The sequence below is a fragment of the Campylobacter showae genome (genome assembly GCF_900573985.1).
GTDB lineage: Bacteria > Campylobacterota > Campylobacteria > Campylobacterales > Campylobacteraceae > Campylobacter_A > Campylobacter_A showae_E.
Window position 1 is genome coordinate 964349 of the sequence record NZ_UWOK01000001.1, and the last position, 23766, is coordinate 988114.

Consider the following 23766-nt stretch of genomic DNA (forward strand, 5'->3'; position numbering starts at 1 on the left):
AAATGGGAAGGAAGTAAAGGTTCTATATATTTTTCAATAGTAAATACAAAAGTAAAAATAACCCATACTGATATTATTGGTAATGTATTGCAAGATTGGGTAAAAAACTATTTCATAATCAATAATATATATTATCGAGAACCTTCTAGATATAAATAGATACTATTTAGCTTTTATAAATAGAACTGAAAACTTTAAAAAATATCTATCGGATATAGCTAAGATTAACTATAAAGGCTTAATTTATAATATAAAAACATATATGAAAGATTGGCAAGATATGCAAGGCTTTAATAAGCTAAAGGAGCGTTATAAAACAGATAAGATATATCTAACAGAGGATCATATATCATTTGGCTCACTAAAAATAACAAAGCAAGAGCTATACGATCAAGGACTTGATAAGAACTTTGGAGTAGAGCAATCAAAACAACAATCAAGTGAGATAAAAATTATAGAGCAAAACGTAAAGTCAGGATATGATGGTTTGGGAAGGTAGATTATCGTAAGCTGCTATAGAAGCCAAATTATTAGCATTGTATCTTCTTGGCCATCTCTCACCCCATAAATCCAAACGGCAAGGCAAACATATCATCATCTAGCTTCATAGCCGTATCTCCAACATAAAAAACTATGCCTTTATCAAATTTACTTTGTAAATTTTCTTTTAGATGATAGATGTGCTTAAAGTCATCTTTGCTGATAGTTTTTGAAGATTTGACCTCTATGGCTATGAGCTTACCTGATATCTCAAGGATAAAGTCTATCTCTTTTTGATCACTCGTTCTATAGTAGTATATATTTGCTCTTTTTTTGCTACTTGTATTTGCTTTTAGTAGCTCATCAAATACAAACGTCTCATATATGGCACCTTTATAAAGAGAATTTGCAAGCTCTTGTGCTGAAGAAATTTGTAGTAAGTGTGCCAGTACCCCTGTGTCGGTAGTAAAAATTTTAGGTGTTTTTATGAGCCTTTTTAGAGCGTTGTTAAAATACGGCTGAAGCTTTTGGATCTGATAGGTATGCTCAAGCACGCTAAAATAGCTATCAAATGTCTTATTATCAAGCCCAGACTCTAGACATAGCTCGTTTTTGTTAAAGATATTGCCGCTTCTTAGCATACACAGACGATACATCGTGATAAATTTATCCATATTTCTTATATTACCTATCTCTTTGGCGTCTGATTCTATATATGTTCTTATGTACGAGCTAAACCAGAGATATTTTGATTTTTCAGAGCTTATCTTTGTGATCTCTGGATAACCGCCGTTTATGATCTTCTCAGATAAGCCGTCGTTGTCGTATTTTCTAAATGCTAAATGGCTTATATCACCACTTAAAATATCTATCAAATTTTCATCACTATGGCTTAGCTCTTTTTGAGAAAGCGGGTAGAGTTCCACTATGCCTATCCTACCAGCAAGTGAGTCTGATATATCTTTAAAGCCTTTTAAATTTGCAGAGCCAGTTAGTATGAACTGCCCGTTTGTTCTATCTTTATCTACAAATTCTTTTATGGCTAGAAGCAGTATGGGAACTCTTTGTATCTCATCTATCACGATAGGCTTCTCGCAATGTTCTATAAAGCCTTTTGGATCGTTTCTCGCTGCTTCATAGATATTTATATCATCAAGCGTCACGTAGTTTGGTATATCTAAATTTAAAGCAAGGGTTGATTTGCCAACTTGTCTAGCTCCGCTTATCAAAAGCACTGGAAAGCTTTTCATATACTCTTTTATTTCATCGCTTATGGCTCGTTTGATGTACATAGTATTTTATCCTTAAATATTTAGGAGTATAATACTATAATTTATATAAATTTGCAAGGATGTTTTGGTTAAGATAATTGTATATTTAAATTTAATTCGAATTAAAACTGGTAAGATTAAGTCAGTCGCTGTGATTTTCTATCATACTGAGTATTTTATTGGTAGAGTTTTAAGCAATATCACCTCAGATTTTCATATTGACAAATGGCAGTCAAATTTTCCCTCAAAAGGAGCAGCACAATAACCATTTTTGGAATATTGCACAGGCTCTTTTATACTGCGACCTAACTTCCTAATAAATTTTTTACCTCATAACTTTATCCAGTAGTGATTTATAGCTATCCACTACGTCATAGACCACGCTATCATTGCTTATAGCCTTAAAATGCTCCTTTGCGCAGTGAATTTTAGATTCTTCGATTTGGCGAAGTTGCATAGAGTTCATAGACCCTTTAGTCTCTGCGACAAAATAAATATGCTTAATATCTCCCTCATAAAACGCAATCGCCCTAAAAAGACAAACCTCTCCAGATACATCAGTCATATATATAGACGAATTTAAAGGAAATATAGAAAAAGAGAAATATCAGCTAGCGATGTATGATAAAAACCGTAAACTAGTAGATATATTAAGAAATAGACATTCACAAACAATAAAAAATATAATAAACGAATTTGAAATACAACCACAAGTAGTTGTAATGGATATGTTTAAGCCATTTAGAAGCGTAATAAATAGTAATATAGTTCAGGCCCAAATAGTAGCAGATAAATATCATGTAATAAGACAAGGGATATGGGCATTAAGAGATTTAAGAGTAGAATTATTTAACAAAGACAATGAAAAGTATAAGAAGTTAAAAAAATATTGGAAAATACTAAGTAAAAGCCCAATAAGTCAGTTTAGTCAAAGACAAAAAGAAATATTAAAAGAGATATTAAAAGTAGATAAGACATTGAAAAAGATGTATAGAATAATAAAAGAATTTTACAAGATGTTTGAGAGCAAGACAGTAAAGACAATGAGAAGGAGAATAGAGCAATTAATTGAAAAATTGAGAGTATTTAATATAAAGCAAAGTATAAAACTAGCAGATACAATAACAAGTTGGAAAAAAGAGATAATAAATATAGTAGAATATAAAATAAACAATGGGTTTGTAGAAGGAAATAACAACAAAATAAAAGTAATAAAAAGAGTATCTTATGGACTAAGAAACTATGAAAGATTTAGAAAATTGATATATTTACGTCTTTGCAATAGATAGAGGTGTTTTTACACCCCCACTATTGACAAAGAACCATAATAAATTTTATCCGCTCTATAAATTTAAAAATTGAATACCCTTTTTAAATACATTTAAAAGAAAAATTTATATATAATCCTAAGATAAAAAATTAATGATTATACTTAAGGAGCAAACGTGCAAATTCCTATTCGCTACGGCAAAGATGATATCATCGACCTAAGCGTTCCGGAAAAAAATTTACTGGGAGTTTTTAACCCCAACCCCGTGGCTAAATTCGACGAAACGGCGCTCATCGCAAAGGCTCTGGCAAATCCGATAAATCAAAAAAGCTTCGATGAGTTTATCGCGGGCGACGAAAAGATCGTCGTCATCGTAAACGACGGCACGAGACCTACGCCGACGGCAAAAGTTTTAAAGCAAATTTACCCAAAAATCCGCGAGAAAAATAAAATTTTCATCATCGCCACCGGCTGCCACAGAGAGGGTACGCTCGATGAGTACGAGATGATCTTCGGCAAAGAAATTTATGCTGAAATCAGTGCCAAAAACGAAGTTCACGATCACGACTCCAAGCACGACGAGATGGTATTTTTAGGCGAGAGCAAAAACGGCACGCAGATGTATCTAAACAAAATAGTAGCCGAAGCTAAAAAAGTGATCGTCATCGGCTCGGTCGAGCCGCACTATTTCGCGGGCTACACGGGCGGCAGAAAGGCCTTTTTGCCGGGCACGGCGTCGTACGAGAGCATCACGCAAAATCACAAGCTCGCACTAAGCTCCGATGCGCAAGCTCTGCGCCTAGAGGGCAACCCCGTGCACGAGGATATGATCGACGCGATGAAGGTGCTCACGCACATCGACGTTTTTTCGATCCAGACGGTGCTTGATAGCGAACACGGCGTGTATTACGCAAGCGCCGGACACTTAAACGATAGCTTTTACGACTGCGTGAAAAAGGCAGACGAGGTCTTTTGCGTAAATATCCCGCGCAAAGCCGATATAGTGATCTCGGTCGCGCCCTATCCGATGGACGTCGATCTCTATCAAGCGCAAAAAGCCCTAGACAACGGCAAGCTAGCGCTTGCTAAGGACGGGATTTTGATAATGGTCGCAAAGTGCCGCACCGGTATCGGACCAAAGCCGTTTTTTGATCTGATGGCTTCCGCCGACACGCCAAAAAAGGTGCTAGAAAAGATCAGCGCGGGCTTTAAGCTCGGCTATCACAAGGCCGCTAAGATGGCCGAAATCTCGCTCTGGGCGCAGACCTGGGCGGTAAGTGATCTAAGCGACGATGAGATGCGCGCCGTGCATCTAAAGCCCTACCACGACATCCAAAAGGCCGTGGACGACGCGCTCGCGCAAAAGGGCGCGGACGCTAAAATCATCATCCTGCCGTTTGGCTCGATGACGGTGCCTAAGGCGTAAGTTTGGCTAAAATTTTATATTACGATGCGAGCTGCGGTATCAGCGGCGATATGAACTTGGCCGCTCTGGTGGATCTGGGCGCGGATTTTAGCTATCTTTGCGCCCAGCTTGCTAAGCTAAATTTAGCTAGCGAATTTTACCTACGCAAGCGCAAAGTGCTAAAATGCGGTATCTCCGCAACCAAAATAGACGTCGTTTGCGCGGCAAATCTGAGCCAAATTCCGCTTGCCCTCTTAGGCGCTAAATTTAGCCCGCGTCAAAATTTAAACGGCAAAATTCACGGCGCCGAATTTAGAGCGGATAAGCCCGCCCAAAACCATCCGCGTCCGCGAAATTTCACGCAGATTTTAGAGCTTATCGAGGGTTCTAGCCTAAGCGCTTTCGTAAAAAAAACGGCAAGCAAAATTTTTAGCGTTATCGCGCAGGCCGAGGCCAAAATCCACGGCACCAGCGCAGAGCAAGTACATTTCCACGAAGTGGGCGCCGCGGACAGCATCGCGGACGTAGTGGGCGCGGCTATTTGCTTGGAGGCCTTGGGTGCGCCGCAAATTTTTGCTTCGCCTATCGAGCTTGGCGGCGGTTTTGCGCACTGCGCTCACGGCAGGCTGACCGTACCGGCGCCTGCGGTTTGCGAAATTTTAAAAGGCGCGCAAGTAAGCCTAGGGCGAGCGAATTTCGAGATGACTACGCCCACAGGAGCGGCGATTTTAAAGGCCTGCGCACTAAATTTAAGGGAGCAAGACCGCCGCGAGTCGCCGCGAAATTTTAAAATTTTAAGCACGGGCTACGGCGCTGGCGATAAAGACGTCGCAGATTTTGCCAACGCGCTTCGCGTGATACTTTGCGAAACGAGCGAGGATTTAGGCTTGAGAGATGAGCCAAATTTGAGCGTGCAGATCGGCTACGGCGAGCTTTGCGAGCGGATTTTAATCTCCACTAATATCGACGACATGGACGCCGAGAGCTTTGCCTTTGCGTGCGATATTTTGCGAGATAGCGGCGCGCTGGACGTATTTAGCAGGTCTATTTTTATGAAAAAAGGGCGCGCGGGCTTTGAGCTAAACGCGCTGTGCCGCAAGCAGGACGCCGCGCGGATAAAGGGGCTAATTTTCGCGCATACGACGGCGATCGGAGTTAGAGAGTGCGCCGTGAGGAAAACGGAGCTTGCGCACGAGTTTTGCGAGGTAGAGACTAAATACGGCAAAATAAGGCTTAAAATTTCGCGTGGCCGAGTTTGCGGTTTTAACGCCGAACAAAATTTAACGGACGAAAATTTAGCCCGAAATTACCCCGAAATTTTAAAAATCAAGCCCGAATTCGAGGACTGCAAAAAAGCCGCGCAGAGATTTCAAACGACGATCCGCGAGGTTAGAAACGAGACTTTAAAAAAATATGACGAAACTAGAAATTCTAAAAAATGATATAAAAAAGCTGGAAAATTTAGCCGTAGCGTTTAGCGGCGGCGTGGATAGCTCGCTACTGTTGCGCGTTGCTGCCGATACGCTAGGCCGGCGCGCGGTAGCTATCACGCTAAAATCGCCCTATATGTCGGGGCGCGAGATAAAAGAGGCGATGGAATTTACCCGTACTTACGGCATCAGGCATGAAATTTTAGAGCTAGAAGCACCCGAAGCGGTAAAAAATAATCCGCAAGATCGCTGCTACGTCTGTAAAAAGGCGGTTTTTACGCGGCTAATCGAGCTGGCAAAGCATCTAGGCTTTACAAACGTCGCCGACGGTACGAACTTAGACGACCTTGGCGAATACCGCCCGGGGCTTAAAGCAAAAGACGAGCTTGGCGTGCTTTCGCCGCTTAAAGGCCTCAAAAAATCAGAGATTAGAGAGCTTAGCCGCGAGCTTGGACTGCCGACCGCGGATAAGCCCAGCTACGCGTGCCTTCTGACGCGTTTACCGCACGATAGGGAGTTTTCCGCGGAGGAAATTTCGCTCGTGGAGCGAGCCGAAAATCTGCTAATCTCGCACGGATTTTTAAACATTCGCGCGCGATTTGACGGCAAAGCCTTTAAGCTGCAAATGGGTGCGAGCGAGACTAGGCGCTTTTGCGCGGGAGATTTTAGCGCCGTCGTACGCGAGATCGCCGCGCTTGGCGAGTATGATATTTTGCTTGATTTAAAGGGGCTTCGCGGGGAGATTTTAAATGACGAAAGATGAGGCTTTAAATTTCATCCGTACCGTAAAATCGGGCGAAAAAAGCGAACGCGAAGCGATAGAGTTTTTACGGGATTTTCCTTTTAGCGACGTGGGCTGCGCCAAAATCGACACTCAGCGCGCCCTGCGAAACGGCGCGGGCGAGGTGATCTACGGCGAGGGCAAAACGGATGATGAAATTTTACGCATCGCAGAAGCGATCGGCGCGAGAGAGCAAAATATCCTAATCACGCGCACGAACGAGCGGGTTTTTGAGCGGGTGCGCGAAATCTTGCCGCAGGCGGAGTTTAACGCTCGCGGCCGCATCATCAGCGTCAAATTTAGCAAGCCCGCGCTCACGCAAAGCTACATCGCGATAGTCTCCGCAGGCACCGCCGACGGCGCGGTAGTGGAGGAGGCGTACGAGACGGCGAGATTTCTAGGCAACGACGCGCGCAAATTTAGCGACGCGGGCGTGGCGGGGCTGCACAGGCTGATCGCAAATTTAGAGCAGATACGCGGCGCAAAGGTCGTGATCGCGGTCGCCGGCATGGAGGGTGCGCTAGCTAGCGTGCTAGCAGGCCTCGTGAGCGTGCCGGTGATCGCGGTGCCCACCAGCGTGGGATACGGCGCGAGTTTCGGCGGGCTAGCGGCGCTACTAGCGATGCTAAACAGCTGCGCAAACGGCGTTAGCGTCGTAAATATCGATAACGGCTTTGGCGCTGCGTATAATGCAAGTCTGATAAATCATTTGTAAAATTACGCCCGCACTCAGACAAATAAACGGAATAAATTTGAGTGCGAGAGCCTATCGATCACAGAAGCAAACCGCAACAGCTACCAAGCCGTAATAGTGCAGTGGCACGATAGTAAAGACGGTAAAGATAAACAAGCTAAGATCGGCGGCGGAGAGCAAACCTATAAGCTAAATATCCCCGAGCCAAAATCAGACAATGAAGCCTTTAAAAAGGGCGAAGCCAAGCTAAACGAACTACGACGCGGCGGAATAAACGGCTCGCTTACCGCCACTGGTAGAGAACTAAGGGCCGGCATAAAACTAAAAATAACCGGCGTAACCAGACTTGAAAATGTAAAATTTAGTATTAAAAGCGTATCGCACAATCTAAACACTATAAGCTATATGATTTATCTGGAGTTTGAGGGGTAGGATTATATTTGATTATAAAAATACTCTTTTTTGCCTTTTCGGTAATACCCATCTATAATGTCTGTAAGTTCAAATTCAAAGTAATCAAATACTTTTTTAAATTCTATTAATTTTTCTTCGGACACTGTCAGGAAAGGCTTTTCTGTTTCTAATTCTATAAAGCTTTGCTTAAAAAGTTTTATGCCGTAGCCTTTATTTTTATAAGGGGGCATAACAGATAAGTGGCATAATTTTTTTTCGTTATATTTTAGTATAGCAAGACCCCTGAGATTATTATCATCACAGGAAGTTATAATTTTTTTTGTCCCGTCTTTTAATGACGGCAGTACATTTGTAAAATACCAAATATCAAAACTTGGATAGTATTTTTTTGCATCTTTGATATAGTTATATAATGTATATTTATTCTGTATCTCTGCCTTTATCAGCTGGGTATGATGCAGTGTTAGGTCGATTGTATTGTCAAAAGGTAACATTAAAAAACCGTTTTAATAAGCAGCAAATAGCATTGTAAATAGCATTAGATATTATGGCCACAAATATTACGAATGATAAGAATTTATATTTTTCGAATTTTGAGCTTTTATGATGAAGGCTTTTTAAGAAAAGCTGATAATTGTCTATCGTACCGTCGCCTAATATTTTATCTTTAAATTGATAGACCGTCATTTTTTGATTTGCATCACTTCCTATATATTGATTCCATAGATTATCTTCTAAAACCCTAAAGCTTTTTATAGGTCTGCTTTTTTCAATCAATTCAGTTGTAGAGTCAAGTATAACGAAAGTATTAATTTCTTTAAATTTTATCCTTTTGTCTGATTGTTTAGTAAATTGCCTATCTAAATTTATTGAAATTCCAATTGTTTTTATCATTTTTATAAACGGATTGACTTTTGTATCTGAAAGAACAGTATCTGTTATCTTATCTCTAATATTCTTAATCCTAAATCTAAAATAGCTGTTTTTCTGTTTTTCTTCTACACTCATTGTTATACTAGAATCGCTATTTATAGTGGTCTTACAAAGTTTTATATCTCCAAGCTTATATTCTCTTAGTCTAAAATTTAATTTATTTTTATCCAAATGAGTCTCTTCGTTAAAAATCATATTTAATGTCTTACCATCACGAAGCTTATCTTTTATGTCTATAAATTCATCCTTAAGTATGTCAAATGGAAACATGATCTCTATATTAAAATTTCTATCAAGATTATTATACTCTTTTCTAGAAATCAATATACCTATTTCTATATACGAATACTCTCTATCGTTTGGCAAAAATATATTTAAATGTAGTACTGCTTCTATTTTATCGGCGATATCTGAATCTAAATTTATAAATATAGCTTGTGTGCAATATGGGTTTATTTTCATCTTTACATTCCTAAATATACATAAACGATTGTGGTGCCACAAAATTTGGGTATTGCAAATAAGGACAAATTGCCTCTTTATATTTATTTGCGGATTTAATCTTAATGGCAAAACCGGTACTCTTGCCATTAAAGTATTTTAGATATCTTTCTTTATCTATGCCAGCGTCCATACTCGTTTTATCCCATAGCTCTTCTGGGCTTGCCTCCAAAATATTATCAACTATAAATTCTCCTATAATTTTTCCAACTGGCTTTGTGGCATATACTTTAATCTTATTAACGTTTTTTTTAAATTTTACCTTTCTAAACTCAAATTTTTTCGTACCATCAAAAATAGCCTCAGCGAATTCCGGCTTAATGGATAATAATGCTGTCATTTACTAAACCTTCTTTTAAAATTGCAAAAAAAGCCTCATCTGTAAGCTTCACAAAACCCCAGTAGGCTTCTTCGTAACCTATAATTTCTCTAATCTTCTTTAAAATAACACGTCTTTTAAATGATATATTGTATGCCATTTTTATTATTTTTGTGTAACTTTTTTTGATAAATATATTCTCTAATTCATCATCAGTAAATATATTATGAGGCTTGCAGTACTTGATGAAATCATACAAGTCACTAAAACTGGATAAATCTTTATATTCTTCTACAACACACAAGGAGGTTACGACGGATGAGTAGTTCGCGCTTTGGGCATTTTTATCTTTTGTTCTATAAATGAGCAAGCAGTCGCCTCTCTTGAGTTGCTCGACACCTTTCATTTCCGTTATATACACCTTATGAATACTATTTGATTCAGACATGTCTTTTAGTATGTCATAGCTTTCTGTGTTTAGCATAGAGTCCGAGAACATACCAGTATGATATTTTGGGTATATACTTAAAAGATATTTGTCGCTTGTCGCATTAATAGCCGGATAGTCCAGCAGTATATCATTTTTTAGTGCCTGCACTTGAGTCGGTATATTTTTTATTAATACTAGCTCATTGATTTTTTTGCCGTGCTGGACAAACCCATATCTTTTTAATAATTTTATTAAAGGTGCTTGTTTTTCAAAAGACGTTACATAGATATTATAAATATTGTTTGCTACGGCAAAATCAAAAATCTTCTTTATAATACGCTCTCCAAGCTTTGTCCCATGCGCATCTATTTTAAGAGTTCCTATCTTTAGCCATGTCACATTTGTGTCAAGTGCCGGACTTATATCCGTATTATCTATTGGGCTTTCTATTTTTAGATACAAAAAAGCCACTATCTTGGTATCATCAAAGAGTATATATGCTTTTTCGCCAGCGTCCGCTTTTTTCGCTATCCATGTATCAAAACCTTTATAGTCTTGCCTTAAAGAGTCGAAAAAGGAATCAGATGTGTTAATTTCACGTATATATTTCTCTTGGATATTTGACATTTTAACACCTCTTGAAATTTTCCAAGCAATTGTATCAAAGATTATCTAATTTTATTCTTTTAAAGCCATCGTCGCAATATCGGCAAGGATCTTTAAAGGTATTTTTTGAATTTAAAACGATAATAAAAAGATTAAAAAAATTTACGTTTCAAATCAAAGTGAAAAATGTGATGTTTTAGCCCACTTTGATTTGAAACGTGGTTTTTACAGCTAAATTTGAAGGCTAAATTTAAAAGGAAAGCGTTGCAAGAGATAAATTTAAGCTTACAAAAGGAAGCTCTAGTAAAAAGGCAAAGCGTGCGAACGAGGCTAGCGTTTTTGGTCATGACAGTCCTGATTTTAGCGGCTGAAATTTACATAGCGATCTGCGTAAAGGGCGGTTTCGTGCGCCACTATGCGGGCGACGTTTTGGCGGTTATCTTGCTTTACGCTTTGGCTCGAGCTGCATTTAGCGCGCCGCCTTCAAATTTACCGTTTAAAATTTTCGCGTTTGCCGCGGCTTTGGAGATAGCGCAGTATTTTGGCGCAGTGCAAATTTTAGGTATAGAAAATAAAATTTTAAAAGTAATGATCGGCGGGACGTTTGATTTCGCCGATCTGCTCTGCTACGCGGTTGGCTGCGTCCTAGCGGGCGCTTATGAAAAATTTGAAAGTAAAAACAAGCAAAGGAGAAGCAATGGATAAACAAAAAGCCGTGCAAAAGATGACCGAGGTCATGGCGAAATTCGTCGGCTATACGGGCAAGGTGTTGCCTGACGACGTGACGGCGAAGCTGCTGGAGCTTAGCGAACGCGAGACGCAGCCGCTAGCGAAGGAGATCTACAAAACGATGTTTGAAAACCAGCGCCTAGCTAAGCAGCTAGACCGTCCGTCCTGTCAGGATACGGGCGTGATCCAGTTTTTCGTGCGCTGCGGAGCGAACTTCCCGCTCATCGGCGAGCTTGAGGAGCTGCTGCGCGAAGCCGTACTGCGAGCGACGCGCGAGGCTCCGCTGCGCCACAACAGCGTCGAGACCTTTGACGAGTACAACACCGGCAAAAACGTCGGCAAGGGCACGCCGAGCGTATTTTGGGAGATCGTGCCGCAAAGCAGCGAGTGCGAGATACACACCTATATGGCGGGCGGCGGCTGTAGTCTGCCCGGCAAGGCGACCGTGCTGATGCCAGGCATGGGCTACGAGGGGGTCGTAAAATTCGTCATGGACATCATGACCAGCTATGGCATAAACGCCTGTCCGCCGCTGCTAGTGGGCGTAGGCGTGGGCACCTCGATCGACGTGGCATCCTTGCTATCTAAAAAAGCGCTGATGAGGCCTCTTGGCTCGCGCAATCCAAACGACCGCGCCGCGCTAACCGAAAAGCTGCTCGAAGAGGGCATAAATAAAATCGGCCTGGGCCCGCAAGGCATGAGCGGCGCAAGCTCCGTGATGGGCGTGCATATCGAAAACTGCGCTCGCCATCCTAGCGTCATCGCCGTCGCCGTAAACGTGGGCTGCTGGTCGCACCGCAAAGGCCACATTGTCTGGGACGCGGGGCTAAATTTTGACGTAAAATCGCACAAGGAGTTCGCGCTATGAGTAAGAAAATTTTAACCACGCCGATCGCGCCCGAGGATCTAGCGGATATCAAGACCGGCGACGTGATCTACCTCACGGGGCACATCAGTTTGTAGATTTGGCTAGCACACAAAGAGAGCTAGCAGATGAATTAGGAGCTAAGTTTTTAGAATTTTGCAATTCATACCTAAATGAAAAATGTGTTATTGCTAGGAGTGAATTTAACTACCAAAACTCTTTTATGCCAGCAAGCCTGACCATAGAAGCCTACACTAAAAAACCGACTGCTAACACAACAATGGTAGATGCGTACATTGGTAATGTGCATTTTAGGTTAAATTATGATTATGTATATGAAGAGTATGATGATGACCATTTTAAAGATGAATATTCGTATCAATATCTTGACTTTCAAATATAGCAAGTGCTATAATATAACTAATAATTAGAAAGGGTGGATAAATGGGGAAAGGTTTCTTTAAGAATAAAAAATTATGCATATTGGTTCTCTCTGTATTGCTATTGCTTTTAATACTAACTTTTATTTGTTTAGGAAGATATCCGGTTAGCCCCTATGAAGCATTTATGATTATATACAAAACAATAACCGGAGATGTTAGCGGCTTAGGCGTACATGAAACTAGTGTAGTAATTGACATAAGACTACCTAGAATACTTATGGCAGTTTTAGTAGGTGCAGGGCTATCACTGGCAGGAGCAGCATATCAAACTGTTTTTTCAAACCCTTTAGTTAGCCCGGACTTACTAGGGGTGTCTTCAGGAGCAGGTTTTGGGGCGGCTTTATCTATATTATTATCCCTAGACATGATAGTGACTCAGCAAGTTTCTTTGCTTCTGGGGCTTTTAGCAGTTTATATAGTTTTAAACCTATCCAGAGTAAAAAAACGAACAGATTTGTATGTGTTAGTTTTATCCGGAGTAATTGTAAAGTCACTATTTGATGCTTCAATATCATTTATTAAATATATAGCAGATCCGGAAGATAAGCTTCCAACTATCACTATGTGGTTGCTGGGAAGTTTAGCAAGTGTATCCTATAGAGACCTTGTTATTTGTTCAATAATAATAATACCTTGTATTTTCGGCTTCTTTCTATTAAGGTGGAAATTGAATCTTTTATCTCTAGATTCTGATGAGGCTAGGTCTTTAGGAATTAATGTAAAAAAATTACGTATTGTGGTTATTTTACTCTCAACATTGATAACTGCAACTACAGTTTCTGTATGTGGAATTATAGGATGGATAGGTTTAATAATTCCCCATTTGGCCAGAATGGTTATCGGAAATGATAATAGGTACCTTATTCCAACTTGTTGTGTTATGGGAGCAATTTATTTATTACTGATAGATACCCTTGCAAGAGCAGCTACAAGCAATGAAATTCCCATTTCAATATTAACAGCATTTATAGGTGCGCCATTATTCATAACTATACTTAGAAAAAATTTGGGAGAAAGAAGATGATACTCCAAGTTAAAAAAGGTACTTTTTCATATGGCAAGAGAAAAATTTTAAAAGATATTTCATTTGATTTAAAAGAAGAAGAAATAATGTCCATTCTTGGACCCAATGGGGTGGGTAAAACTACTTTCTTAAGGTGTCTTATGGGGTTTTTAAAATGGGACACGGGAAAAGCCTTATTGTTCGGCAAAGATATAAATGAATATGCAGAAAAAGAATTATGGGAAAACTTAAGTTATGTTCCTCAAGTTAAGAAAAGTGTGTTTAGTTATGGGGTTTTAGAAATGGTTGTGATGGGTTTAGACAAGGAAAACAGTTTTTTCCATATCCCTACGAAGGAAGATTATGATAAAGCTTATGAAACTTTAAAAGAATTAGGAGTTGAAAAGCTATCAAATAGATACTGTGATGAGCTATCCGGAGGAGAGCTTCAAATGGTTATGATTGCGAGAGCTCTTGTTTCTAATCCAAAACTTCTTATTTTAGATGAACCGGAGTCAAACCTGGATATGAAGAATCAAATTAGAATCATAGAGGCAATTAAACATATAAATGTAAATAAAAAATCTGCTTGCATAATAAACACTCATTTTCCTAGTCATGCATTGCAGATATCTGACAAAACTTTGTTTATCGGTAGTGACTACAAAACAACCTTTGATGAAAGTTCGAAAGCCATTACTGAAGATAACTTACAAAAGTATTTTCAGATCAAAGCTAAAATTTTAGTTTTTCAAGCAGAAGAAGTTGAATACAAAACAGTTGCACCTTATAAAACCATATAGAACTGTTAGAAGGAGGTTAATGAATGGAATATAGAAAATTAGGATCTACAGGCATACAAATTTCAAGAATATCTATGGGAAGTCATCACTTAAAGAATCCCCAAGATATAGATAAACATGCAGAAAATTTCTTCTATGCATATAAACAAGGAATAAATTTCTTTGAAACCGGCGATACTTATGGAAACAATTGTTCAGAACTTATATTAGGTACAGCCATAAAAGAAATGAAGAAGCATAAAAAACCATTTTATATTATGTCAAAGACACATGCCGGAGATTCTAAAACATTTCGAAAAAATCTTGAAAATTCTTTGAAGAATTTAGGAATAAGTTGTATTGACTCCTTTACTTGTCTTTGGGGTGTAAAATCTTTTGAAGAATGGAGAGGAGCTAAAAACTATGGAGCTATAAGAGAGATGGAAAAAGCAAGAGAAGAAGGACTTATTAAGCATATTACTTTTTCTTCACACTTACAAAATAAAGAACTAATTGAGATGATTGGGGAGTATAAATTTGATTATAGTTTACAGGGCTTTAATATAATTAATTCCAAATACAGATTAAAAGGAATAATGAAGACTCATGAAAAAGATATAGGGACAATAGCTATGAATCCGCTGGCAACAGGAGACTTGTTGCTTTATGAAGATATATTTAACGCTATTCGTATAAAAGAAGACCAAACTTTGGTTCAAGCGGCATATGCATATATTCTGTCCTTTCCTTTTATAGATTCTGTACTGGGAACCTTTAATTCAAAAGATGAAATTAATGAAGCTATTAAAACCCTATATCAAGAACCTTACTCTGCTAAAGAAAGGAGTGAACAAGAAGGAAAATTAAAAGAAAGAATTAATCAAGTTGATTTAGAAAGAAAGATAGAAGTTGGCAAAGCTCTTAGACAAAGACCTCATATATTAAGAGAAGAAGTTGCAGATTTGTTTGGAGTTTATCCACTAAGTGTATAATTTTCAAAGGAGGAAAAATGAAAAGAAGGATTAGTTTATTATTATTTTTAGTACTAGCATTAATTTTAAATGCTTGTGGCGGCAGCGAAAAAGAAGCTAGTCAAGTGCAAGAAGTTAAAGAGGTAAAAGAAAGCGAATACTCGGTTACTGATGTTAGAGGAAAAACGATTAAATTTGAAAAAACACCGGAAAGAATTGCAACGGTGGACAAGCCTCTTCCGTCTATAATATATGCAATTGATGGAAAGACAGATAAAATTGTAGGATGCAACCCATCTTCTATTAAAGCTTTTGAAGAAAGTGTTTTAAAAAACATGTATCCACAACTAGCTAATGCGAATACTAAATGGTGTTCAAAAGACTCAGTTGTTAACGTGGAAGAGTTATTGAAGCTAAAACCGGATGTAGTGTTTATTTATTCGAATATTGAGAAAGAAATTGAAAAAATGGAAGCTGCAGGACTTAAGGTAGTAGCTTTAAAGAGGGCAGAATTTGACAGTATAAAAGAAAATATAAAAATGATATCTGAAGTACTTCAAAAGAAAGAACGTGGCGACTTATTAGTTGAATATATGGACAAAGGAATTAATGAAGTAACATTAAAGTTAGCTGAAATAAAAGATGAAGATAAACCAAAAGTTATAGAGTTTTATAGTGACATGAAAATAGCTGTAAAAACATACGACCATTGGATGAAACCAAGTGGAGCCTATAATCCGGCCCACGAGCTTAAGGGTAAATTGGCTGAAGTGGACATGGAGCAGATGATTGTATGGAACCCTGATATCATTTATTTAGGAAATCATTCAGACTTAATGCCGGAAGACTTTATTGAAAATAAGCAGGAAGGTAGAGACTGGTCAACAATTAAAGCTGTAGCTAACAAACAAGTATACAAAATTCCTATAGGTGTTTATAGGTGGGATCCTCCTGGGGTTGAAACTCCGCTTACAGTTAAATGGGCTGCAAAAATACAGTATCCAAAATTGTTTTCAGATATGGACATGGAAGTAGAGTTAAAGAATTTCTTTGAATATGTATATGATTACAAATTATCAGATGATGAAGTTGCTACAATATTGAGGAAGTAGTTTTAACAAGAAAGGAAGAAACATGGATAAATAAAAGTATTAGAAATATGATTACAAATTATCAGATGATGAAGTTGCTACAATATTGAGGAAGTAGTTTTAACAAGAAAGGAAGAAACATGGATAAAATAAAAGTATTAGAAAAAGGACATGAATTAGAATATAGCTTTGATGATTTACTAAACTATCATGGTGTAGATTATCCCGGGGGAGTAGCTCATGCATTTCAAGTCATGAGTAGAGCCTTTCCACTTTTAGATGATGGGAAATTATTAGAAAGAAGAGAGATATATCTTATTACAGCATTTCCGGGACCGGGAGGGCTAGATGCTTTTGAAATGGTAACAAGATGCGTAACAGGTGGTAGAATTTCCGTTGATATTAATTTAAAAGAAGCTGAAGAAGTCTTAGAAAGTCCCCATGGAAGATATTATTTTAAATTCAAGTATAGAGATAAAACAGTCGTTATAACCATAAAGCCAGGTTTTGTACTAAAAGAATTTATTGAATTATCAAGAAAAGAAGATAGAAGTGAAGAAGAAGAGACTACTTTGATTCAGATGAAAAAAGATATGGCAGCAAGACTATTGGCCGCTAAGCCCGAAGAAGTATATAACGCAAAAGTTCTATAAAAGAAAAAGAGAAGGGTTTTGATATGTGCCCTCTTTACTGGACAAACCAGCAAGGAGGGTATTTTTTTGAAAATAAAGATGCGTTTGAGTTATTAGTGTTTGGTTCTTATGGAAAAAATACAGTAATTTTTTAGGCTGTATAATAAATATGGGGTTTTAGGGATAATCCTTAACGAGGTCTTTTGTCTGACTTGTTAGACAAAAAGTATCCTCGCCCAGATGAAATACAAGATGGCTTTTTGATAGCAAATACCATATATAGAATATATATGCAAGCTGGTTCAGGTTATGCTTTTCGTTGTTTATTGATCCGTTTAAGATAAATAAAATAACATATAGCAAAATATTAAAAAGTCATAAAATTAAGCATAATTTCAGAATCTTAAATAACCTTAAATTATAAATCAACCTTTACTATTTATGTTAACAATCCCATCATTCTAAATAGTTTACTACGCTCACCCTTCCCCTCCTTGATAAAAATTTACCTCTTCAACTAGATCCTTTAGAATTTTCGGAGTTACTGGCTCCCCATAAGTATTCATAGTGATTTTGTATTGTTGTTCATGCCCTACAAGAGCAGCTATATGCTCGACCCTTTGACCACTTTGAATGAGCTTGTTTATGAAAGTGTGTCTAAATGAGTGAAATGTCCTTGTCTTATCATCATCTTTTATAACTTTAGTATTGATCTTCTTTCTAAAATACTCAGAAAAGTCTTTATTGTCACAGCTAAATAGCCTAACTGCTTTGCCACTTTGCTTAGCTAGCTTCTTTTTATTCTCTATAAATTCAAATAGCCCAATGCTACTTAACTTAGAGTGGATAGGAACTATCCTTACAGAGTTTCTGGTCTTTAAAGTCTTGCTCTTGCCTGTTTTTACATCTATTTTTGTATTTAAACTAAAGCATACTATGTTATATTTTTCAACTATGTCATCTGTGTTTAACTGGATTATCTCATTTAGTCTCATGCCAGAATAAGCTGCTATATGGGTAACGAAAAATAGCTCATCTTTGCTAATTCTTTGACTTTTAGTATCACCACTTGATCTGATCTTGTTCACAATATCCAAAAGTGCGTTTACGTCACTATCTTCGTAAGGATTTTTATTTGTAACGTCATCTTGGTTTAAATTTATTTGTAGATCTATAGCTGGATTCTTATCTATATAGTCGCTATCGTAGCAGTATTTAAAAAACTCACTAACTCTAACAATATATTTCTTGATAGTTGATTTAGAAATTTTTGGTCTATCTTTTGCTAAAGCTATGATCTCATCTAAGCTTTTATCTTTATAGAGACTATTTTGAGAGAGCTTGGTTGGTAGTTGTAGTAAGACATTTCTAAAATTTAGTAAGTCATCTCTTTTTATCTTTTTGATGTCTAGCTCGTCGCCAAATTTCATAGACATTAACCGCCCTACATGTCTAACAAGGCCAAATGTGCTATCACTCCAGTTATTTGAAATGCTTGTGTTTGATATATAGTTTTTAAATGCGCTATTTAGCGTGACCAAGTTAGCTTTACTCTCATTTTTAGTAGAAGAGTCTAGTTTGTATCTAAGACTTTTAGCTCTATTTGAGAAGAGCTTTTGAAAGAAATTTATAGCTTCATTGAAAGTCATGCCACTAGCATCACTTGTGTCATCTATCGCAAGATCTTTAGCCTCAATATCACTTAAAACTATACCTTTATCTTCATATTTATCTGCCTTATATAGCTTCACCTTACCACCAAAGGTAGGATCATTTAAATTTCCATATCCAAATTTTAGATCATCGCTTAGCTCGTTATCTCCATCTGGCGATAGCTCACAACCAAATATTCTTAGGATATCGTTTTGTGTGAGTGCCCCCTTTTGCCTAGCTAGCTCATTTATAGCATCTCTTAGCTCACAAACAGAGTGCTTTAAAGACTTTTTAGTAAAAGGTAGCACCAAATTCTGCTTTTTTAAAGCCTCTATGTCGTCTTGATAGCTATCTATGTTAGCCTCTTTAATGCCCTTTGCTATCTCATCTTTGGTGCCATCATCTAAATTTGTGCTCTTATGCTTTTTGCTAAGTGGCACAAATGCTTGTTGCTTATCATTTAGTAGCTTTTGGTTTTTGCACATCTTATATGATATGTGATTTATGTTATCTATCGTTGCCTCAAGCACTCTTTTGCCAAGAAACTTTTTGGTTTGAGGATCGGCGCAAGATAGCTTTTTGCAGATATCATCAACCTCTTTTGATATGACACTGGGCAAGCTATCTTCTTTTAAACTCTGTTTTAAAAACAAATTTAGTGATAGTAGTCCATCTAAATTTATATATCTGCCAAGCATATCATGCTCTTTGATACTTTTGGCCTCCTTGGCTTTTAAAAGCATAAGTACCAAGTGCTCTAACGGAGAAAACAATAACCAATCGGAAAGCTTTAACGCTAGATTTAGACGTTTGCAATACGGTCAATGCCATAAACTAGGAACGCTTTATCTTTCAAACTATGCTAACGAAATAGCTTATAGAGAGGACACAAGAAGGCTAGATAATAAAGCAATAATGGACGATATTTTATCAAGATGCCTAGCCGACAACTCAATATCTAACGAGTTTTGCGGTTACTGGCAAGGCAATCATAGAGTAGCCGAGAGGCTTGGAGCTTAAGAAGCTATCTTATAAAATTTTACTCTATTGTCGGTAAATAACGAGGCAGTTCCTCTTTTTATGAGTTTTGAAATTAAAGAGGATATGTTTTGCTTATATTTGGCGATGAGAGCATCGTCTACTTTCTCGTCTTTAAAAACATACTCGGCTATTTCATTTACAGTGCTAGGCTTTATCTTTAAACACTCTATAATCCTACGATTTAGCTCACCGTGAGGAAAATACGAAGCATTACTAATCCTTTTAGCCCGAATGAACGTAGTTTTATAACTAGGGTCGAATATCGCAATAGCCTTATCTATAGTTTCAAGCTCCGATTTTAGCTTTAAAACGATTTCTTTATGATATTTGATACTTCCTTGAAGCTCAGAGTGTTTACTAACGAGAGCGGATATTACGTGAGTTTCGGCCATATAAAATCCTTTGCGATATGCTATAATAGGCTGAATTTTAGCGGATTTTATAATGAAAGTCTTGTGCGTTTGCTACATAATACCGCTTTTTTCGGTTTTGCTTTCCTTTACGACGTCGTTTGCAGATATGCCGATTTGTCTGATGAGGCCTGCATTTTTTATCTTTTTTAGGTATAGCTCCTGCGCCGCGTCCATGAGCACGCTAGCGATGTTGCTAGGCGTTTTAAACCTTACCGTGGCTCTTTGTGCGGGCTCGTTTTTGCCCGCAAATTTGATATTTATAGTGAGCCCGCTAGCCCGCACCTCCTCGTTTATCATCTTTAGAGCTAGCCTATCGGTCATCTCTTTTAGCACGATTAGAGCCTCTAGCCTCTCGTAGTCCCTGGGTAAAATTTCAGAGCTAAAGTATGATTTGGTAGAGGGCTTATAGGCCTTGATGTCCGCTATAGTGGTGGGCTCGATACCGTTTGCGTGATCTAGCGCGATATAGGCGTCGATGCCAAACACTCTTTCAAGCAGGCTAAATGGCGCGTTTGCCATATCCTTCATGCAAAATATCCCGTATCGCTCAAGCTTAGCCCTAGTTTGCTTGCCTATGCGCCAAAAATCATTTAGCGGCTGGTGCGTCCAGAGCTTTTCTTTATAGAGAGCTTCGTCTAAAAAAGCGATATTATCCTCGCTGTGTTTGGCTAGGATGTCAAGGGCTATTTTGGCTAGATATAGATTCGTCCCCATGCCGCAGGTCGGCGTTACACCCGTGGTTTTTAGGATGTCGTCCATTATCATCTTTGCCATGGCTCTAGCTTCTAGTTTATAAAATTCTAGATACGAGGTGAGGTCGATAAAGGCCTCGTCGATGGAGTAGACGTAGATGTCGTCTTTGGCTACGTATTTTAGGTATATGCCGTAAATTTTAGCCGCGTAGTCGATGTAAAACTGCATCCTGGGCGACGCAATTATATATTTTATATTTTTAGGTATTTCAAACAGCCTGCATCTGTTTTTTACGCCAAGAGCCTTTAGTGCGGGGCTAACGGCTAGACACACGCTACCCTCGCCCCTGCTGGCGTCTGCGACGACTAAATTCGTCTCAAAGGGATCAAGCCCTCGCTCCACGCACTCGACCGAGGCGTAGAAGGATTTTAGATCGATGACGGCGTAGATGCTTGGGGTTAAATTCTTGCTTTGGTTTAAGGTTGAAATTTCATTTTCGGCAAATTCGGTTTTTGTTTTTCATAATGGGATTATAGAAAAAATCGGTAAAAATTATGACTTAAATTTACGAAAAAAGGAGGGGGGTTAAATTTTTGTTTTTTTGTGGATATCGTGAGTGTGAGTATCCAAGTCAGATACTCACGGTGGCGGCTAAATATCGTCTATGTGATAGCGTATGCGCTCAAATATTTTTCTTAGCGCTTTTTGGCCTTCAGCCTGTTCAAGTCCTTCGTCGTTTTGATTCTGAAGCGCATTGATATGCTTTTTTAGCTCCTCGATCTGCGCGCCTTTTCGGGCAACCTTTTTTTCTAGATTTTCCACTTTGGCTGTAAATTGCGAGATTGTTTGGGCCAAAATTCTATACGCTTGATGAGGCAACCCTTTTCTAGGCGTTTGGCCGATAGCGGAGTAATTGACGCCTCGACGCATGCCTAAAACGTTTGCGGCTAGAGTTTGTAGCTCCTTCATCTTTAAGGGCCCAAAGTCGCGGCTTTTATAAAGATTTACCCCATCCGCTCCAAGCACGAAAAATTCGATATGCGCGTGCACATTTGGATGCCAAACGCCGTTCTCGTCGAAGTGGCCTTCATCCCTATGGATAGCGATTTGTATCGTGCGCCATCCGTATTTTCTCTCTATTACATCGCAAAGCCGCCCGATGTCGTCTAGAGTATGGCGGTCTTCAATCAGTACTATGGCCGAGCGTCTGATGTTTTTTGGATCGACTTGAACTCTTTGACCCGTCCTAGCTATGTAGTTTTGGATCGCCTGCGTAAGCATACATAGGTATTTTTCTTCGGCGAGAAACGCACTCGCGTCGACTTCGTTGAGATGCGAAAACTGCGGATATGCGTGATCCACCGTTTGGCTGCGATCGTTGTGTGCAAAGGCGTTAGGCGCGCTACGCTGAATTTTAAAACACGTCATTTTACTTGTAAACCGATTATTTTTTAAAACTGACATTTTTGTCTCCTTTTTTAAATTTATCGTCGTTAGCGTGGTATCCATTATGGATACCGTTAGATAGGCTACTTTTTCTTGCCATCCCCGACCTCCGCTTTCTTGTCGGTAGAGTCGGTAGAAGTCGCGGTAGCCGACTGTTTGTTTTCTTTGCCGGTATAGTTTTCGTTAGCCGACTGCGACGGAGGTGCCGATATGCTAGAAATAGGCCTAGCCGCATCTTTGTTGAGTACCTCGATGAGCCCATCTATATCGGCGACCGTGTAGTTTGTGTTTTCCGGCGCGCCCTTTTTTGACGTCCGTTCCATATCGATTAGCATCGATAGATAGTATCTTTTTTGATCGCAGAGCGGCAATGCAAGGCTGTATTCGCGAAAATTCTTTTCCAAATTTTCCATTTCCGCATTGATTTTGGCGAGTCTAAAAAGCGTATCTTCCTTTTTAGCTAGCAACTTTCTCGAAAGAGAGGCGTAGTAGGTCCTGGCCTCCTCGAGACTACTAAATATTTTAGGATTACCATTTTTCATGGCAATTCCTCCTTTTTGTTTAAATTTGAAAATCGGCTTGTTCGCCAATTTCCTGTATTAATTATAAGGTTTTTAGCGTAATCCACATTTCAGATTTAGAACATTTTATTTTTATTCAAATAATATATAAATTAGGATATAATTTCATAAATTTATTCATATAGAAAGGAAAATAAAATGGACATTTGTTCGTTTATGTTACTTAAAGACAAGGTGTCGGACGCAAATCTGATAGGAATCAAAAACAAAATCGAAAAATTGGAGGCTGAAGGGCATAAAATTGATGTTTTATCGGTAGTCCCCACGCTTTCATCACCAAACATAGGGCTTGCTATCAGCGTCTTTCTAGGCTGGCTTGGATCAGATAGGATTTATAAGGGTGATATGGGACTATCGGTATTTAAGTTACTTATTTGTTCTATGTTGCCTATCTTAGCAGTCATCTTAGGCGCGTTTCCATTGGCTATTATAGGGCTCGTGTGGTACTTTATGGATATAAGTCTGGTATTTCTCGGTATCAAAAAGGATAACTTCAACAAAATAATGCAAGCTTTGAGTAGTGATAAAAATACAAACGTAAAATTAAACGACGAAAAAGAAGTCGCTGCACAAAATTTTATTAGCGAGACAAAAGAAAGCGCGATAAATTTAAATAAAGAGACGCAATCCCTCAAACAAGAGCTCAAAACGAATATATCCAAAGAAAATATAAATTTACAAACCAAATTTGAACCCGCCACAAGCGAGAAACAAACCGGGCAAACTACGAACACGACTTCAAATTTATCAAAATTACCCGCAAGCCCAAAATCTCCGGCCATAGGTCTCGTACTCGGCCTTTTTCTAGGCTGGCTGGGCGTAGATAGGTTTTATAAGGGCGACATAATGCTTGGTGTATTTAAAATTTTACTTTGTGTCGCACCGGCTC

The 23766-nt window shown here is 38.6% G+C and carries 27 protein-coding genes and 1 pseudogene; 17 read left to right on the top strand and 11 right to left on the bottom strand.

Annotated elements, in window-relative coordinates:
* Positions 1 to 262: 262 nt before the first annotated feature.
* Positions 263 to 499, top strand: coding sequence for a hypothetical protein (locus EE116_RS04825; protein WP_241091636.1), 237 nt, complete (start codon positions 263 to 265; stop codon positions 497 to 499).
* A 58-nt stretch (positions 500 to 557) separates the two neighbouring features.
* Here EE116_RS04825 and EE116_RS04830 read toward each other — a convergent pair whose 3' ends face one another.
* Together EE116_RS04830 and EE116_RS13040 are read right to left on the bottom strand one after the other, a co-directional pair.
* On the bottom strand, positions 558 to 1772 hold the full coding sequence (locus tag EE116_RS04830) for an ATP-binding protein (protein ID WP_122873468.1): 1215 nt from the start codon (positions 1770 to 1772) through the stop codon (positions 558 to 560).
* A gap of 304 nt (positions 1773 to 2076) precedes the next feature.
* Positions 2077 to 2316, bottom strand: coding sequence for a restriction endonuclease (locus tag EE116_RS13040; RefSeq protein WP_122873470.1), 240 nt, complete (start codon positions 2314 to 2316; stop codon positions 2077 to 2079).
* Positions 2317 to 2320: 4 nt separating this feature from the next.
* Between EE116_RS13040 and EE116_RS04845 the strand changes: the two genes are divergently transcribed.
* The 6 genes from EE116_RS04845 to EE116_RS04870 all read left to right on the top strand — a co-directional run bounded on the left by EE116_RS04845 (position 2321) and on the right by EE116_RS04870 (position 7763).
* Positions 2321 to 3040, top strand: coding sequence for a DUF1722 domain-containing protein (locus tag EE116_RS04845; protein WP_083827858.1), 720 nt, complete (start codon positions 2321 to 2323; stop codon positions 3038 to 3040).
* A 156-nt stretch (positions 3041 to 3196) separates the two neighbouring features.
* Positions 3197 to 4447 carry a lactate racemase domain-containing protein gene (locus EE116_RS04850; RefSeq protein ID WP_122873471.1) on the top strand — a complete coding sequence of 417 codons (1251 nt, stop codon included), beginning with the start codon at positions 3197 to 3199 and terminating at the stop codon, positions 4445 to 4447.
* Between the two features lie 2 nt (positions 4448 to 4449).
* Positions 4450 to 5868 carry a nickel pincer cofactor biosynthesis protein LarC gene (gene larC, locus EE116_RS04855; RefSeq protein ID WP_122873472.1) on the top strand — a complete coding sequence of 473 codons (1419 nt, stop codon included), beginning with the start codon at positions 4450 to 4452 and terminating at the stop codon, positions 5866 to 5868.
* Positions 5840 to 6619, top strand: coding sequence for an ATP-dependent sacrificial sulfur transferase LarE (gene larE, locus EE116_RS04860; protein ID WP_122873473.1), 780 nt, complete (start codon positions 5840 to 5842; stop codon positions 6617 to 6619). Before larC ends, larE begins: the two co-directional genes overlap by 29 nt.
* A complete protein-coding gene (larB, locus tag EE116_RS04865) occupies positions 6606 to 7352 on the top strand; it encodes a nickel pincer cofactor biosynthesis protein LarB (RefSeq protein ID WP_122873474.1) in 747 nt (248 codons plus the stop codon). Before larE ends, larB begins: the two co-directional genes overlap by 14 nt.
* Before the next feature lie 96 nt (positions 7353 to 7448).
* Complete coding sequence (locus tag EE116_RS04870; protein ID WP_122863435.1) at positions 7449 to 7763, top strand: hypothetical protein; 315 nt, start codon at positions 7449 to 7451, stop codon at positions 7761 to 7763.
* A 2-nt stretch (positions 7764 to 7765) separates the two neighbouring features.
* Here EE116_RS04870 and EE116_RS04875 read toward each other — a convergent pair whose 3' ends face one another.
* The 4 genes from EE116_RS04875 to EE116_RS04890 are packed head-to-tail and all read right to left on the bottom strand — an operon-like array spanning position 7766 to position 10555.
* A complete protein-coding gene (locus EE116_RS04875; protein WP_122863436.1) occupies positions 7766 to 8239 on the bottom strand; it encodes a GNAT family N-acetyltransferase in 474 nt (157 codons plus the stop codon).
* On the bottom strand, positions 8226 to 9140 hold the full coding sequence (locus EE116_RS04880) for a hypothetical protein (RefSeq protein WP_232037819.1): 915 nt from the start codon (positions 9138 to 9140) through the stop codon (positions 8226 to 8228). The genes EE116_RS04875 and EE116_RS04880 overlap by 14 nt, the downstream gene beginning before the upstream one ends.
* A gap of 10 nt (positions 9141 to 9150) precedes the next feature.
* Complete coding sequence (locus tag EE116_RS04885) at positions 9151 to 9519, bottom strand: ASCH domain-containing protein (RefSeq protein ID WP_103580452.1); 369 nt, start codon at positions 9517 to 9519, stop codon at positions 9151 to 9153.
* Positions 9497 to 10555 (bottom strand): GNAT family N-acetyltransferase, encoded by a 1059-nt coding sequence (locus EE116_RS04890; protein ID WP_122863437.1) that lies wholly within the window; start codon positions 10553 to 10555, stop codon positions 9497 to 9499. Before EE116_RS04890 ends, EE116_RS04885 begins: the two co-directional genes overlap by 23 nt.
* Before the next feature lie 243 nt (positions 10556 to 10798).
* Between EE116_RS04890 and EE116_RS04895 the strand changes: the two genes are divergently transcribed.
* The 8 genes from EE116_RS04895 (at position 10799) to EE116_RS04935 (ending at position 17071) form a co-directional block, all read left to right on the top strand.
* Positions 10799 to 11239, top strand: a complete 441-nt coding sequence (locus EE116_RS04895) for a ribosomal maturation YjgA family protein (protein ID WP_241091637.1) — start codon at positions 10799 to 10801, stop codon at positions 11237 to 11239.
* Positions 11232 to 12131 carry a L(+)-tartrate dehydratase subunit alpha gene (gene ttdA, locus EE116_RS04900; protein ID WP_122873475.1) on the top strand — a complete coding sequence of 300 codons (900 nt, stop codon included), beginning with the start codon at positions 11232 to 11234 and terminating at the stop codon, positions 12129 to 12131. The genes EE116_RS04895 and ttdA overlap by 8 nt, the downstream gene beginning before the upstream one ends.
* Before the next feature lie 97 nt (positions 12132 to 12228).
* Positions 12229 to 12531, top strand: coding sequence for a hypothetical protein (locus tag EE116_RS04910; RefSeq protein ID WP_122873476.1), 303 nt, complete (start codon positions 12229 to 12231; stop codon positions 12529 to 12531).
* 41 nt (positions 12532 to 12572) lie between these two features.
* The gene (locus EE116_RS04915; RefSeq protein ID WP_009649720.1) at positions 12573 to 13595 is read left to right on the top strand and encodes a FecCD family ABC transporter permease; all 1023 of its coding nucleotides are present in this window, start codon (positions 12573 to 12575) and stop codon (positions 13593 to 13595) included.
* The gene (locus tag EE116_RS04920; protein WP_009649680.1) at positions 13592 to 14377 is read left to right on the top strand and encodes an ABC transporter ATP-binding protein; all 786 of its coding nucleotides are present in this window, start codon (positions 13592 to 13594) and stop codon (positions 14375 to 14377) included. Before EE116_RS04915 ends, EE116_RS04920 begins: the two co-directional genes overlap by 4 nt.
* Before the next feature lie 23 nt (positions 14378 to 14400).
* Complete coding sequence (locus tag EE116_RS04925; protein ID WP_009649659.1) at positions 14401 to 15348, top strand: aldo/keto reductase; 948 nt, start codon at positions 14401 to 14403, stop codon at positions 15346 to 15348.
* Between the two features lie 17 nt (positions 15349 to 15365).
* Positions 15366 to 16439 (top strand): ABC transporter substrate-binding protein, encoded by a 1074-nt coding sequence (locus tag EE116_RS04930; RefSeq protein ID WP_122873477.1) that lies wholly within the window; start codon positions 15366 to 15368, stop codon positions 16437 to 16439.
* Between the two features lie 119 nt (positions 16440 to 16558).
* Positions 16559 to 17071, top strand: coding sequence for a hypothetical protein (locus EE116_RS04935; protein WP_122873478.1), 513 nt, complete (start codon positions 16559 to 16561; stop codon positions 17069 to 17071).
* A 458-nt stretch (positions 17072 to 17529) separates the two neighbouring features.
* Here EE116_RS04935 and EE116_RS04940 read toward each other — a convergent pair whose 3' ends face one another.
* Entirely contained in the window at positions 17530 to 19401 is a 1872-nt protein-coding gene (locus tag EE116_RS04940) for a site-specific integrase (RefSeq protein ID WP_241091638.1), read from the bottom strand.
* Here EE116_RS04940 and EE116_RS13210 point away from each other — a divergent pair.
* A complete protein-coding gene (locus EE116_RS13210) occupies positions 19310 to 19723 on the top strand; it encodes a transposase (RefSeq protein ID WP_420886349.1) in 414 nt (137 codons plus the stop codon). The genes EE116_RS04940 and EE116_RS13210 overlap by 92 nt on opposite strands.
* On the opposite strand, the gene EE116_RS04950 is transcribed toward EE116_RS13210, so the two are convergent.
* The 4 genes from EE116_RS04950 to EE116_RS04965 form a co-directional block, all read right to left on the bottom strand.
* Positions 19720 to 20136 carry a hypothetical protein gene (locus tag EE116_RS04950; RefSeq protein ID WP_122873480.1) on the bottom strand — a complete coding sequence of 139 codons (417 nt, stop codon included), beginning with the start codon at positions 20134 to 20136 and terminating at the stop codon, positions 19720 to 19722. The two genes, EE116_RS13210 and EE116_RS04950, sit on opposite strands and share 4 nt — an antisense overlap.
* Positions 20137 to 20208: 72 nt before the next feature.
* Positions 20209 to 21339 (bottom strand): Y-family DNA polymerase, encoded by a 1131-nt coding sequence (locus EE116_RS04955; protein WP_277418963.1) that lies wholly within the window; start codon positions 21337 to 21339, stop codon positions 20209 to 20211.
* Positions 21340 to 21501: 162 nt separating this feature from the next.
* A complete protein-coding gene (locus EE116_RS04960; RefSeq protein ID WP_241091640.1) occupies positions 21502 to 22314 on the bottom strand; it encodes a mobilization protein in 813 nt (270 codons plus the stop codon).
* 65 nt (positions 22315 to 22379) lie between these two features.
* The gene (locus EE116_RS04965; protein WP_122873482.1) at positions 22380 to 22838 is read right to left on the bottom strand and encodes a hypothetical protein; all 459 of its coding nucleotides are present in this window, start codon (positions 22836 to 22838) and stop codon (positions 22380 to 22382) included.
* A gap of 807 nt (positions 22839 to 23645) precedes the next feature.
* Between EE116_RS04965 and EE116_RS13215 the strand changes: the two are divergent.
* Positions 23646 to 23742, top strand: a pseudogene (locus EE116_RS13215) (NINE protein); the annotation flags it as partial.
* Positions 23743 to 23766 lie beyond the last annotated feature (24 nt).